A 13,885-nucleotide genomic window follows, 5' to 3' on the forward strand; every position below is an offset into this window, starting at 1 on the left:
CGTGGGACGCTACGTCGTCCGGCGCCTGCTCCAGATGATCCCGGTGTTCATCGGCGCCACCCTGCTGATCTTCCTCATGGTCAACGTGATGGGCGACCCCATCGCGGGCCTGTGCGGCGAGCGGCAGTGCGACCCCGCCACGGCCGCCCAGCTGAAGCGGGACTTCGGCCTCGACAAGCCGGTCTGGCAGCAGTACGTGACCTACATGGGGAACGTCTTCACCGGCGACTTCGGTACGGCGTTCAACGGCCAGCCCGTCACCGAGCTGATGGCGAGCGCCTTCCCGGTCACCATCCGTCTGACGATCGTCGCGATCCTCTTCGAGATCATCGTCGGCATCGCCCTCGGTGTCGTCACGGGCCTGCGCCGCGGCTCGCCCGTCGACACCGGGGTGCTCCTGCTGACCCTCGTCGTGATCTCCATCCCCACCTTCGTCACCGGTCTGCTGCTCCAGCTGCTGCTGGGCGTCCAGTGGGGCTGGATCAAACCGTCCGTCTCGCCCGATGCCACCTTCGGCGAGCTGATCGTGCCGGGCCTGGTGCTGGCCTCCGTGTCCCTGGCCTACGTCACCCGGCTCACCCGTACCTCCATCGCGGAGAACAAGCGCTCCGACTACGTCCGTACGGCGATCGCCAAGGGCCTGCCCCGGCACCGGGTCGTCACCCGGCACCTGCTGCGCAACTCCCTGATCCCGGTGGTCACCTTCATCGGCACCGACATCGGCGCCCTGATGGGCGGCGCGATCGTCACCGAGCGGATCTTCAACATCCATGGCGTCGGCTACCAGCTCTACCAGGGCATCCTGCGCCAGAACACCCAGACCGTGGTCGGTTTCGTGACCGTCCTGGTCATCGTCTTCCTGGTCGCCAACCTGCTCGTCGACCTGCTGTACGCCGTACTCGACCCGAGGATCCGCTATGTCTGACCACCAGGACACCGGCGCACCCGAGGGCGTCATCGCCCCGACCGGCATGGGCGGGGCCATGGACCTGGCCGCCAGCGAGGCCGAGACCCTGGAGAAGACGCCCGGCGGCCCGCAGGGCACGGGACCGGCCGGCAAACCCCGCTCGCTGTGGTCCGACGCCTGGCGCGACCTGCGCCGCAACCCCGTCTTCATCGTCTCCGCGCTGGTCATCCTCTTCCTGGTCTTCATCTCCCTGTGGCCCTCGGCGATCGCCTCGGGCAGCCCGCTGAAGTGCAACCTCTCCAAGGCCCAGGAGGGCTCCCAGCCGGGCGCCCCGTTCGGGTACGACGGCCAGGGCTGCAACGTCTACACCCGCACCGTCTACGGCGCCCGTACGTCCGTCACGGTCGGCGTCCTCGCCACGCTCGGGGTCGCGGTCCTCGGCAGCATCCTGGGCGGCTTCGCGGGCTTCTTCGGCGGGTTCTGGGACTCGATCCTGTCCCGGATCACCGACGTCTTCTTCGCCATCCCGGTCGTCCTCGGCGGTCTGGTCCTGCTGTCCGTGGTCACCAGCAACACCGTCTGGCCGGTGATCGGGTTCATGGTGCTGCTGGGCTGGCCGCAGATCTCCCGGATCGCCCGCGGCTCCGTCATCACCGCCAAGCAGAACGACTACGTCCAGGCCGCCCGCGCGCTGGGCGCCTCCAACTCCCGCCTGCTGCTGCGGCACATCGCCCCGAACGCGGTGGCGCCGGTGATCGTCGTGGCGACCATCGCGCTCGGCACCTACATCGCGCTGGAGGCGACCCTGTCGTACCTCGGCGTCGGCCTGAAGCCGCCCAGCGTGTCCTGGGGGATCGACATCTCCGCCGCCTCCCCGTACATCCGCAACGCGCCGCACGCGCTGCTGTGGCCCTCCGGCGCGCTGGCGGTGACCGTCCTGGCCTTCATCATGCTCGGCGACGCGGTGCGCGACGCCCTCGACCCGAAGCTGAGGTGACGGCGACATGCTGCTCGAAGTACGCGACCTGCACGTGGAGTTCCGGACCAGGGACGGTGTCGCCAAGGCCGTCAACGGGGTCAGCTACGGCGTCGACGCGGGCGAGACGCTCGCCGTGCTCGGCGAGTCCGGCTCCGGGAAGTCCGTCACCGCGCAGGCGATCATGGGCATCCTCGACATGCCGCCGGGACGGATCACCGGCGGCGAGATCGTCTTCCAGGACCGGGACCTGCTGACCCTGAAGGAGGAGGAACGGCGCAAGGTCCGGGGCGCCGGGATGGCGATGATCTTCCAGGACGCGCTGTCCTCCCTGAACCCCGTGCTCTCCGTCGGCGACCAGCTCGGCGAGATGTTCGTCGTGCACCGCGGGATGAGCCGCAAGGACGCCCGGGCCAAGGCCGTGGAACTCATGGACCACGTCCGCATCCCCGCCGCCAGGGAGCGCGTGAAGCAGTACCCCCACCAGTTCTCCGGAGGCATGCGCCAACGCATCATGATCGCGATGGCGCTGGCCCTCGAACCGGCCCTGATCATCGCCGACGAACCCACCACCGCCCTCGACGTCACCGTCCAGGCCCAGGTCATGGACCTGCTCGCCGAGTTGCAGCGCGAGTACGACATGGGACTGATCCTGATCACCCACGACCTGGGCGTGGTCGCGGACGTGGCCGACCGGATCGCGGTGATGTACGCCGGACGGATCGTGGAGCAGGCACCCGTGCACGACATCTACAAGGCGCCCGCCCACCCCTACACCCGGGGCCTGCTGGACTCCATCCCGCGCCTGGACCAGAAGGGCCAGGAGCTCTACGCGATCAAGGGCCTGCCGCCCAACCTGATGGACATCCCGCCGGGCTGCGCCTTCAACCCGCGCTGCCCGATGGCCCGGGAGGTGTGCCGCATCGACGTCCCGCCGCTGTACGAGGTGTCCGCGCACGGGGAGCCCGAGCACGTGGTGGCCGAGCCCGGCGCGGAGCGCGTGAGCGCCTGCCACTTCTGGCGGGAGTGCCTCCATGGCTGAGCCGATCCTGGAGGTCAGCGGGCTCCTCAAGCACTACCCGCTCACCCGGGGCATCCTGTTCAAGAAGCAGATCGGCGCCGTGAAGGCCGTCGACGGCGTCGACTTCGCCCTGCTGCGCGGCGAGACCCTCGGCATCGTGGGGGAGTCCGGCTGCGGCAAGTCGACGGTCGCCAAGCTGCTGGTCAACCTGGAGAAGCCGACGGACGGTTCGATCCGGTACAAGGGCGAGGACATCACCCGGCTGTCCGGGAAGGCGCTGAAGGCCGTACGGCGCAACATCCAGATGGTCTTCCAGGACCCGTACACCTCGCTCAACCCCCGGATGACCGTCGGCGACATCATCGGGGAGCCGTACGACATCCACCCCGAGGTGGCGCCCAAGGGCGACCGGCGCCGCAGGGTCCAGGAACTGCTGGACGTGGTCGGCCTCAACCCCGAGTACATCAACCGCTATCCCCACCAGTTCTCCGGCGGCCAGCGCCAACGCATCGGCATCGCGCGCGGGTTGGCGCTGCGCCCCGAGGTGATCGTCGCCGACGAGCCGGTGTCCGCGCTGGACGTGTCGGTGCAGGCGCAGGTCATCAACCTGATGGCGCGCCTCCAGGACGAGTTCGAGCTCTCCTACCTCTTCATCGCGCACGACCTGTCCATCGTCCGGCACATCTCGGACCGGGTCGGCGTGATGTACCTCGGGCGGATCGTGGAGATCGGCAGGGACGCGGAGATCTACGACCACCCCACCCACCCCTACACCCAGGCCCTGCTGTCCGCCGTCCCGGTCCCCGACCCGGAGGCCCGCGAGCACCGCGAACGGATCATCCTGGCGGGTGACGTGCCGTCCCCGACGAACATCCCCTCCGGCTGCCGCTTCCGCACCCGCTGCTGGAAGGCCCAGGAGCGCTGTGCGCTGGAGGTGCCGGTGCTGGCCGTGCCCGCCGAGTTCCGGCACGAGAGCGGTCCGCGGGCCCACGACTCGGCCTGCCACTTCGCCGAGGAGAAGCAGGTCGTGCCGCCCGAGGGGGCCTCGGACGACCACGGTGACGAAGGGGCGTAGCGTGCCAAACCCGCACCAAGTGCGTTAACACGCAGGCAACTTGGCCGACGCGATTCCGATATACGGACGCGTCAGTCTGAACAGCGTACGGCCGTGCGGGTGCCGTAAGCGGGCCGGGAGCGCCATGTCTCCCGGCCCGCTGCTGTATTTTGCGCCTAAACCGGCGCCGCTATCGCGGACGTGGCGGGCGTTTCGTCGTGGTTTCTCAATTGATGGTTGCGGTGCGTCGGGGAGCGCTGCAGCTCAGGTCAGTTTCAGGGCGCGGCGGAGGAAGTCCACCTGGAGCAGGAGCAGGTTCTCGGCGACCGTCTCCTGCGGGGTCATGTGGGTGACGCCGGACAGCGGCAGCACCTCGTGCGGCCGGCCGGCGGCCAGCAGGGCCGAGGACAGCCGCAGGGCGTGCGCGACCACCACGTTGTCGTCGGCCAGGCCGTGCACGATCATCAGCGGGCGGTGCGGTCCCTCGGCGGCGGACAGGCCCTCGTCCGTGACCAGACCGCTGTGCGCGTACGCGGCCGCGTCCGTGTCCGGGGTGCCCAGATAGCGCTCGGTGTAGTGGGTGTCGTAGAGGCGCCAGTCGGTGACCGGGGCGCCCGCGACGCCCGCGTGGAAGACGTCCGGGCGGCGCAGCACGGCCAGCGCCGCCAGATAGCCGCCGAACGACCAGCCGCGGATCGCCACCCTGGACAGGTCGAGCGGATACGACTTCGCGAGGTCCTGGAGTGCTTCGACCTGGTCGTCCAGCGAGACCGTGAAGTCCCGGTGGACCGCCTTCTCCCAGCCCGGCGAGCGCCCCGGGGTGCCCCGCCCGTCCGCGACGACGACCGCGAACCCCTGGTCGGCGAACCACTGCGAGGTCAGATGCGCGTTGTGCGCGGCGACCACCCGCTGGCCGTGCGGGCCGCCGTAGGGGTCCATCAGGACCGGGAGGGGAGTGTCGCCGGGGTAGTCCGAAGGCATAAGCACGGCGCACGGAATTCTCCGTGCGCCCCCTTCGGTCAGCGTCACGCGCGGGGACATACCCGGATCTTCGGCGTACGACCGGACAGTCACCGTCCGCTTTCCGCCACGCAGCACCTGCACCTCCGTCCCCGGCCGGTCCAGCGTGGCCGAGGTCAGAACGGTCACGCCCCCGGCGCGCACCGCCGTATGCACGCCGGGTACTTGCGAGACGCGTTCCAAGCCTCGCTCGTTGACTCGATACACATGCACCTCGCCGGTCTCGGGTGCCGTCGCGTCCTCCCCGGCCGACGCCGTGATCAGTACGTCCTCGTCGGCGACGTCGAGCACCGCCCGCACATGCAACTGTGGTCCCGTCAGCGGCCGTTCGCCCACGGTGAGCACCCGCGCGCCACCCTCGTCCGCGATCCGGATCAACCGTCCCGACGGGCTCCAGCAGGGCACGCCAGGGAAAAGATCCAGCCAAATCCGATCTTCATCCGCGTGCACCATCCGGGTCGCCCCCGTGTCCGGGTCCACGGCCAGGAAGAGCTGGCTGCGCTGGTCCCGCGCCTGCACCAGAAGCAGCGGGGCACCCGCCGCTGACCAGTGCACTCGTGCCAGGTACGGGTAGCGCGCCCGGTCCCAGGAGACCTCCGTGCGGCTTCCGTCGAGGTCGATGATCAGCAGCCGCACCTCCGCGTTGGGCGTGCCGGCCGCCGGGTACGGGACGTGTTGTGGGTCACGTTCAGGATGCGCGGGGTCGGAGATCCACCACCGCCGCACCGGCGTGTCGTCCACCCGCGCGACCAGCAGCCGGTCCGACTCCGGCGCCCACCAGAAGCCGCGCGAACGGGACATCTCCTCGGCCGCGACGAACTCGGCGAGTCCATAGGTGATCGAGGCCGATTCGGGCCCGGCGAGCGCCCGGTCCTCCGCGCCCTCGGCGTCCACCACGTGCAGGGCGCCCCCGTGGACGTAGGCGACGTGTCGTCCGTCGGGCGCGGGCCGAGGGTCGATCACCGGTCCCGGGACGGGGAGTTCACGTGCCGTACCGGCCCGCAGTCCGGCCGTGAACAACCGCCCGGACAGAGCGAACGAGGCCAGCTCCACGGCCGCGTCGGTGGCGTAGCCGACGATGCCGGCGCCGCCCTCGCGGCTGCGTTCGCGGCGCGCCCGCTCCTCGGCCGAGAGGTCCTCGGAGGCCCCGCCCAGCAGGGCCCGGGGATCGGCGACCACACGCTCCCGGCCCTCCGGAACGTCCAGTACCCAGAGGGAGTTGGCCCGATCGGTGCCGGAGCCGGAGCGCAGGAACACCACCCGCGCGCCGTCGGGAGCCACGGTGTGGGAACGCGGCGCGCCGAGCGTGAAACGCTGGGTGCGCGCGTGCCGACGGGGAAAGGAATCAGGCTCGGTCGTCATGCCTTGACCATATTGGCCATGCGCCCCCTTGTGCGGCAGTGCGCCGACGGATGCGCGCGCACGGATAGTTATGATCACTAGCGCTGTGTGGGTATGAACCCGCTGGCTGCTGTACGGATTTACCAGTTCCCCTGCTGTGCCCCCACGTCCCCGGTCCTTGGAGGTGAGCCGCCGTGGCACTCTCGATTTCGGCGGTAGTGCTGCTGGCGATCGTCGTCTTCCTGCTGATCAAGAAGTCGGGCCTGAAGGGCGGGCACGCGGTCGTGTGCATGCTCCTCGGGTTCTACCTCGCCTCGTCGACGGTGGCGCCCACGATCAGCGATCTGACCACGAGCGTCGCCAGCATGATCGGCAGCCTCAAGTTCTGAGCGGTACGGGTGTGCGGGCTCCGATGGGCTGCTGACCGGACCGGTCCGACAGCCCTCGGACGCGTACGACACGGAGTCGGCCCATGCCTCGGGCGAGAGCCGGAGGCCGGGTCGACGGCGGAGGGCGGATCTGTCCGCCCGCTACGCCAGGGTGAGCTGGAAAACGGGAGTACGCCCTCGGCGCCGGCCCCGGCCCCGGCCAGGTGGGCGCGAGGTGCGAGGGGCCTCGTAGGGTGGGCGCATGACGGAACAGCCCGCCCGGAGTCTGTTGCTGGTGCACGCGCACCCGGACGACGAGTCGATCAACAACGGCGCGACCATGGCCAGGTACGCGGCCGAGGGCGTCCGGGTGACCCTGGTCACCTGCACCCTCGGTGAACTCGGCGAGGTCATCCCGCCCGAGCTCGCCCACCTGAGCGGTGACGCGCTGGGCGAACACCGGCTGGGCGAACTCGCGGCCGCGATGAGCGAGCTCGGCGTGAAGGACTTCCGTCAGCTCGGCGGCCCCGGCCGCTACCGGGACTCCGGGATGATGGGCCTGCCCGACAACGACGACCCGGCCTGCTTCTGGCAGGCGGACGTCGACGAGGCCGCCGCCCACCTCCTCGACGTGATCCTGGAGGTGCGCCCCCAGGTCCTCGTCACCTACGACGCCGACGGCGGCTACGGCCACCCCGACCACATCCAGGCCCACCGCGTCGCCGTGCGCGCCGCGGAGCTCGCAGCCGCCGCCGGACGGCCGATCCCCGGGGTCTATTTCAACCGGATGCCGCGTCCCGTGGCCGAGGAGGCCTTCGGCCGGCTGCGCGACCGGCTGCCCGGCCTGCCCTTCACCGAGACCGCCGCGGTCGACGACGTACCGGGCGTGGTGGCCGAGGAGCGGATCACCGCCGAGATCGACGGCACCGCGTACGCCGCCGCCAAGGCCGCCGCGATGCGCGCGCACGCCACCCAGATCGAGGTGGCCCCCGACGAGGCGTCCTTCGCGCTCTCCAACGAGCTCGCGCAGCCGCTCTTCACCACCGAGTACTACGAGCTGGCGGACGGCACCGCCGGGGCCGCACGGGTGTCCGACCTGTTCGCCGGGGCGGGGGGGACGTCATGACGCAACACGGTTCGATGCTCGCCCAGCCGCTGCGACGACCCTCCGCCGGACGGGTCCTGGCCTGCCTGGGGCTCTTCCTGCTCGGCGTGGTGGTCGCCATGGCCGGGGCCCTGGTGCAGTCCGGCTGGTTCCCGGGCGGACTCCTGCTCGCGCTCGCCGGCGCGGCCGGGCTCTTCCTCGGCGGGTCGCGGGCGACGGGCAGCCGCGGCGGGGCCGTCGCGTCCGCCGCGGGCTGGATGGTCACCGTCGTCCTCCTCACCGCCACCCGTCCCGAAGGGGACTTCCTGTTCGGCGCGGGCGGCGGCTCCTACCTCTTCCTGCTGGGCGGCATGGCCCTTGCTGTGATCTGCGCCACCCTCGGCTGGGGGCGGCGATCGGGGTCCGACTCCGTCCGACTTGGCAAGTGACGTACCACTTCGCCGTACGGCGCACGGGTACGTGCCGTGTGGTTTTACCCGGCGGTCGCGGGATAGAGGCCGTAAGCGGCCAGTATGGTGGTGCGCGCCGCCGAGCCTTCCCCGAGCACTCGACCCCGTTCGAGCAGAGGGAACCCCCACATGAGGTTGTGCGGGCGGCGGAGTCAACCGGGAGAACCTGCCTTGAGTCGTGAAACTGACACTCCGTCCTCCGGGCCCGACGGGCGCGGCGGAGCCGCATACCCTTCGGGCACGCCGCCGTACGGGACCCCCATGGTTTCCGACGCCGGCGCAGGCGCGGGACGTCCGGCCGCCCGGCCGGAGGAGCGCAAGACCGAGACCACGCTGACGACCCGTATCCGGATCAACATCCCCGGGTCGCGGCCGATTCCGCCGGTCGTCGTCCGCACGCCCGTCGCGGACACCGAGAGCGTCCCGGGCGACGACACCGGCACCCACGCGCAGCCGGACGCCGCCCCGTCCGCCGCGGCCGTCGAGCCGCCCGCCGAACCCGAGGCCCCGGCCGAGGAGAAGACCAGCGACTGGTTCGCCCCCCGCAAGGGCGGCGCGGCCAAGAGCGGCTCCACCAACGGTGCGGGCATGCCCGGCGGTTCGGCGACGGGTGCCGCCCCCGCCGCTCCCGCGCCCGCGGGCGGTGCCTCCGCCGCCGGTCAGGGCCCGGCCACGGGTGCGCGGCCGGGTGCCGGCCGCCCCGGCGGCACCGGCTCCGCGAACGTCCCCGGCGGCCCCCGCCCCGGCGGTACGAACGGCGCCGGACTGCCCGGCGCCACCGGCGGCCCGGTCGCGCCCGGCCACGGCGGCGGCACCGGTTCCTTCGACGTGACCGAGGCGTTGGCGGCAGGCCCGCTGGGCGGTGGCAACCGCCCCGGGACCGGCGAGCCGCGCCGCGACGACCTGCCCTACTTCACGGAGAACGGCCAGAGCGGCCACGGCGGCCCGCCGAGCGGCCCCGGCGGTCAGGGCGGCGCCCAGGGCCCCTCCGGTCCCACCGGCGGCCCCGTCACCGGTGACGGCCCGCTGGTTCCCCCGGTCGGCTCGGCGCCCGGTGCGCCCGGTGCGCCCGGCGGTTCGCGTCCCCCCGGTGGTCTCGGCGTCCGTCGCGTTCCCGGCGCGTCAGGCGCGCCCGGCGGCCCCGGTGCCCCCGGCGGTCCCGGTGCCCCCGGTGCCGCCGGCGCCCCCGGCCGTCCCGGCGCCTCCGCTCGTCCCGGTGCCGCCGCTCGTCCCGGTGCCGCCGATCGTGCCGGTGCCCCCGGTCGTCCCGGCGCGCCCAAGTCGTTCAGCGGCGAGTCGTTCACCGGTGAGTCCTTCACCGACCCCGGCACGCCCGGCGGCCCCCGTGGGCGCGGCGCGGCGGGCCCCGGCGCCGGCGGCCTGAGCGACGACACCGCGATCCTCACCCCGCAGAAGCCGGCCCCCGCCCCGGGCCCCGGCGGCTACGGCGGCCCCCGGGACAAGGTCTCCGGGGACACCGTCACCAGCGGCATGCCCGTCACGCCCCCCGGCGCGCCGTTCGGACCGGGCCCCCGCTTCGACGGGCCGCCGCAGCACACGGGCCCGAAGCTGCCCGAGCCGGTCGCCCAGAACGTGCCCGCGGCCGCGCCCCGCAAGAAGAAGGGCCGCAGCAAGCTGGTCCTGCTCGGCGGCCTCGCGGTCGTCGTCCTGGTCGGCGCCTATGGCGCGGGCCTGCTGATGAACCACTCCGACGTGCCCAAGGGCACCACCGTGCTGGGCGTCGACATCGGCGGCGGCACCCGTGACGAGGCCGTCAAGAAGCTCGACGACGCCTTCGGCAAGAGGGTCACCCAGCCGCTGAAGCTGTCGGTCGGCGGCACCACCGTCACGCTGAAGCCCGATCAGGCCGGGCTCCAGTTCGACGAGCAGGCCACGGTCGCCGCGGCCGCCCAGAGCGACTACAACCCGGTCTCCGTGATCGGCTCGCTCTTCGGCGGACAGCGCGAGATCGAGCCGGCCATGCCCGTCGACGAGGAGAAGCTCCAGGCCGCCCTGGAGAGCGCCGCGGGCGGCGCGGGCTCCAACGACGGCACGATCAGGTTCCAGTCGGGCAAGGCCGTCGCCGTCTACGGCAAGCCGGGCAAGGGCATCGACGTCGCCGGGTCGAAGACCGCGGTCCAGCAGGCCTACCGCACCCAGGTGGAGACCGGCGCGGCCGGCACCGTGCAGGTCCCCACCACCACCCGGCAGCCGACGATCTCGGACGCCGAGGTCGACCGGATGATGAAGAAGTTCGCCGAGCCCGCGATGTCCGGCAAGGTCACCGTGCAGACGGACGCCGCGCACTCGATCCCCTTCAGCCCGCAGAAGTCCCTGTGGAAGTTCCTGGAGGTCAAGGCGGTCGACGGCAAGCTCGTCGAGAGCTACGACGAGGCCGCGCTCAAGGAGCTCTACGGCCACACCTTCGACGGCGTGCTCATCACCCGCGGCACCGGCCAGAAGACGGCCGTCACGGTGCAGGACGTGATCAGCGCCCTGCGCCCGGCCCTGCTCAGCACCACGAACCGGGTCGCCGTCATCGACACCAACCCCAGCTAGGGCAGGTCTCGGCCGACACGGCCGACCGAGGGGGCACCCGGCGGACACCGCCGGGTGCCCCCTCGTCGTGCCCCCCCCGGCCGGGGCCGCGCACCGGGCCGTCACCTCGTGGGCATGACATCTGTCATACGGCAGTCGGGACCGCCGACACTGCCGGACCGGTGGCCGCCGCCGCCACGATGGTGCCCATGACGACGACAGTGAAGGCAACCGCCACCGAGGTGGTCGCGTTCGATCAGGTGAGCAAGAGCTACGGGGACGTACGGGCCGTGGACGGCCTGTCGCTCACGCTGCACCCGGGGGAGACCGTTGCACTGCTCGGGCCCAACGGGGCCGGCAAGTCCACCACCCTGGACCTGCTGCTCGGCCTCAAGCAGGCCGACAGCGGCTCGGTCCGGGTGTTCGGCACCAGCCCCCGTGAGGCCATAGTCGCCGGACACGTGGGCGCGATGCTCCAGAGCGGCGGCCTGATGGACGAGGTGACGGTCGGCGAACTGGTCGGGCTGGCCTGCGCCCTGCACCCGAAGCCGTACAAGGCGAACGACGTGCTGGCCCGCGCGGGTGTCACGCAGATCGCCGACCGCAAGGTCAACAAGCTCTCCGGCGGCCAGGCCCAGCGGGTCCGGTTCGCGCTCGCCACGGCGGGCGACAGCGACCTGATCGTCCTGGACGAGCCGACCACCGGCATGGACGTCTCCGCCCGCCAGGCCTTCTGGGCCACCATGCGCGAACAGGCCGACCAGGGCCGCACCGTCCTGTTCGCCACGCACTACCTCGAAGAGGCCGACGCCATCGCCGACCGGGTGCTCGTCCTGCACCGGGGCCGGCTGCTCGCGGACGGCACCGCCGCCGAGATCAAGGCGAAGGCCGGCGCCCGGCGGGTCTCCTTCGACCTCGAAGGACCGGTCGACGAGACCCCGCTGCGCGCCCTGCCCTTCCTCACCTCGATCACGCTGTCCCAGAGCGGCAGCGCCGAGGGCGGCGGCCGGACCGTCCGCATCCAGTCCACCGACGCCGACGCCACCGTCCACGCCCTGTACGGGCTCGGCGTCTACCCCCGCAACCTCGAAGTCGCCGGCCTCGGGCTCGAGCAGGCCTTCGTCGCCATCACCGCCGCCGAGGAGGCCAAGCAGTCGTGAACGCCCTCATCAAGCTCGAACTCGCCCGCGCCCTGCGCAACCGCAAGTTCCTGTTCTTCTCGGTGATCTACCCGTCCGTCCTGTTCCTGCTGATCGCGGGCCAGGCCGACAGCAAGACCAAGATCGACGGCACCGGCCTGACGCTCCCGACGTACATGATGGTCTCGATGGCCTCCTTCGGTGCCCTGACGGCCGTCCTGATGGGCAACAGCGAGCGCATCGCCAAGGAGCGCGAGAGCGGCTGGGTACGGCAGCTGCGGCTGACCACCCTGCCGGGGCGCGGCTACGTCCTCGCCAAGACCGCCAGCGCGGCCGTGGTGAGCCTGCCGTCCATCGTCATCGTGTTCGTCGTCGCCGCGGCCGTGAAGGACGTACGCCTGGACGCCTGGCAGTGGCTCGCCCTCACCGGCGCCATCTGGGCCGGGAGCCTCGTCTTCGCCGCCCTCGGCGTCGCCATCGGCTACCTCGCCAGCGGGGACGCGGTCCGCCCGATCACGATGATCACCTACTTCGGCCTGTCCATGCTCGGCGGCCTGTGGATGCCGTCGTCGACCTTCCCGCAGTGGTTGCAGGACATCGCCGAATGGCTGCCCACGCACGCGTACGCTGCCATGGGACAGGCGATCGAACAGAGCCAGGCCCCGCACGCCCGGGACGTCACCATCCTCGCCGTCTTCTTCGTCCTGTTCGCCGGTGGTGCGGCCTGGCTGTACCGGAAGGACACGCTGAAGGCGTGAGCGCCATGACGGAAGACCCGCTGCCCGACGAGGACCGCACGGCCCGGCTCGTGCGGATGGGAGAGTCCCCGAGCAACGTCCGGGAGGCCCTGCGCAAGTCGGTGTGGATCGTCGTCTGGCTGGTGTTCCTCAGCTCGCCGGTCCACGACCTCGTCTCGGGCGACCACACGCCCGCGGCCACGTGGGCCGGCTGGGCGGGCCTCGCGGCCTTCGTCGCGGTCTATCTGGCGCTGGTCTTCCGGCACATGGGCAAGGCCTACACGGGCACCCTGGCCGTCACCCTCATGGTGCTCGTCCTGGGCGCACTGGCCGTCGTCCTGTGCCTGACGCTCGGGTCGGCCTGGCTCGGCCTGTTCGTGTACGTCTCGGTCGCCTGCGGGACGACGTTCCCGTTGCGGGTCTCCTACTGGACGATCCCGCTGACGGCCGTCGTGATGCTGCTCGTCGGCCTGCACGGCGGCGAGGAGGAGGCGCGCAACCTCGTCCTGCTCGTCGTCCTGATCGGCTTCGCGATGACCGGCGTACGGCAGCTGGTCCGTACGACGGTGGAGCTGCGCAAGGCCCGCGCCACCGTCGCCCAGCTCGCCGCCAACGAGGAGCGGCTGCGCCTGGCCCGCGACCTGCACGACCTGCTGGGCCACTCGCTCTCGCTGATCACGCTGAAGAGCGAGCTGGCCGGCCGGATGCTCCCCGGCCACCCCGACAAGGCGGCCCAGCAGATCGCCGACATCGAACAGGTCAGCCGCCAGGCCCTGGTCGACGTGCGCGAGGCCGTCACCGGCTACCGCCGGGCCCGCCTCGCCGACGAGCTCGCCGGGGCCCAGGTCGCCCTGACGGCGGCCGGGGTCACCGCCGAACTGCCCCCGGCCCCCGACCTAGACGGCTTCCCCGAGGAGGGAGAGGCCGCCCTCGCCTGGGCGCTGCGCGAGGCGGTCACCAACGTCGTACGGCACAGCGGCGCCCGGCGCTGCACGGTGGAGCTGCTGCACCGCCAGACCCTCGACGGGCCCGTCCTCGAACTCTCCGTCGAGGACGACGGCCGGGGCGGCTCCGGGAAGGCCCCCGGCAACGGCCTGACGGGGCTGGCCGAGCGTCTGGAGAAGGCGGGCGGCACCCTGGAGGCGGGGCCGCTCAAGCGCGGGTTCCGTCTGGCCGCCCGCGTCCCGGCCGGATCCCGGCCGGATCCCGGCCGGACATAGGATCCGGGGC

Annotated in this window: 12 protein-coding genes; 11 read left to right on the top strand and 1 reads right to left on the bottom strand. The window is 72.0% G+C overall.

The genetic code is table 11. From position 1 onward, the window contains the following. Position 1 precedes the first annotated feature (1 nt). The 4 genes from ACZ60B_RS04835 to ACZ60B_RS04850 are packed head-to-tail and all read left to right on the top strand — an operon-like array spanning position 2 to position 3,979. Entirely contained in the window at positions 2-925 is a 924-nt protein-coding gene (locus ACZ60B_RS04835) for an ABC transporter permease (RefSeq protein WP_469384208.1), read from the top strand. Further along, a complete protein-coding gene (locus ACZ60B_RS04840) occupies positions 918-1,904 on the top strand; it encodes an ABC transporter permease (protein ID WP_469384209.1) in 987 nt (328 codons plus the stop codon). Before ACZ60B_RS04835 ends, ACZ60B_RS04840 begins: the two co-directional genes overlap by 8 nt. A 7-nt stretch (positions 1,905-1,911) precedes the next feature. Further along, a complete protein-coding gene (locus ACZ60B_RS04845) occupies positions 1,912-2,925 on the top strand; it encodes an ABC transporter ATP-binding protein (RefSeq protein ID WP_469384210.1) in 1,014 nt (337 codons plus the stop codon). Then, positions 2,918-3,979: an ABC transporter ATP-binding protein gene (locus tag ACZ60B_RS04850; protein WP_469384212.1), complete on the top strand. Its 1,062-nt coding sequence runs from the start codon at positions 2,918-2,920 to the stop codon at positions 3,977-3,979. Before ACZ60B_RS04845 ends, ACZ60B_RS04850 begins: the two co-directional genes overlap by 8 nt. 243 nt (positions 3,980-4,222) lie before the next feature. Here ACZ60B_RS04850 and ACZ60B_RS04855 read toward each other — a convergent pair whose 3' ends face one another. Then, the gene (locus tag ACZ60B_RS04855; protein WP_469384213.1) at positions 4,223-6,340 is read right to left on the bottom strand and encodes a S9 family peptidase; all 2,118 of its coding nucleotides are present in this window, start codon (positions 6,338-6,340) and stop codon (positions 4,223-4,225) included. 173 nt (positions 6,341-6,513) lie between these two features. Between ACZ60B_RS04855 and ACZ60B_RS04860 the strand changes: the two genes are divergently transcribed. The 7 genes from ACZ60B_RS04860 to ACZ60B_RS04890 all read left to right on the top strand — a co-directional run bounded on the left by ACZ60B_RS04860 (position 6,514) and on the right by ACZ60B_RS04890 (position 13,875). Further along, the gene (locus ACZ60B_RS04860; RefSeq protein WP_162468695.1) at positions 6,514-6,708 is read left to right on the top strand and encodes a hypothetical protein; all 195 of its coding nucleotides are present in this window, start codon (positions 6,514-6,516) and stop codon (positions 6,706-6,708) included. A 241-nt stretch (positions 6,709-6,949) separates the two neighbouring features. Beyond that, positions 6,950-7,813: an N-acetyl-1-D-myo-inositol-2-amino-2-deoxy-alpha-D-glucopyranoside deacetylase gene (mshB, locus tag ACZ60B_RS04865; protein WP_469384214.1), complete on the top strand. Its 864-nt coding sequence runs from the start codon at positions 6,950-6,952 to the stop codon at positions 7,811-7,813. Further along, a complete protein-coding gene (locus ACZ60B_RS04870) occupies positions 7,810-8,220 on the top strand; it encodes a DUF6113 family protein (RefSeq protein ID WP_469384215.1) in 411 nt (136 codons plus the stop codon). Before mshB ends, ACZ60B_RS04870 begins: the two co-directional genes overlap by 4 nt. Before the next feature lie 192 nt (positions 8,221-8,412). Next, positions 8,413-10,800, top strand: a complete 2,388-nt coding sequence (locus tag ACZ60B_RS04875) for a peptidoglycan binding domain-containing protein (protein WP_469384216.1) — start codon at positions 8,413-8,415, stop codon at positions 10,798-10,800. A 188-nt stretch (positions 10,801-10,988) separates the two neighbouring features. Further along, a complete protein-coding gene (locus ACZ60B_RS04880; protein ID WP_469384217.1) occupies positions 10,989-11,939 on the top strand; it encodes an ABC transporter ATP-binding protein in 951 nt (316 codons plus the stop codon). Then, a complete protein-coding gene (locus ACZ60B_RS04885) occupies positions 11,936-12,676 on the top strand; it encodes an ABC transporter permease (protein WP_469384219.1) in 741 nt (246 codons plus the stop codon). The genes ACZ60B_RS04880 and ACZ60B_RS04885 overlap by 4 nt, the downstream gene beginning before the upstream one ends. 5 nt (positions 12,677-12,681) lie before the next feature. Then, positions 12,682-13,875: a sensor histidine kinase gene (locus ACZ60B_RS04890; protein WP_469384626.1), complete on the top strand. Its 1,194-nt coding sequence runs from the start codon at positions 12,682-12,684 to the stop codon at positions 13,873-13,875. Positions 13,876-13,885: the final 10 nt, after the last annotated feature.

The sequence above is a fragment of the Streptomyces sp. NPDC104096 genome (assembly GCF_055584385.1).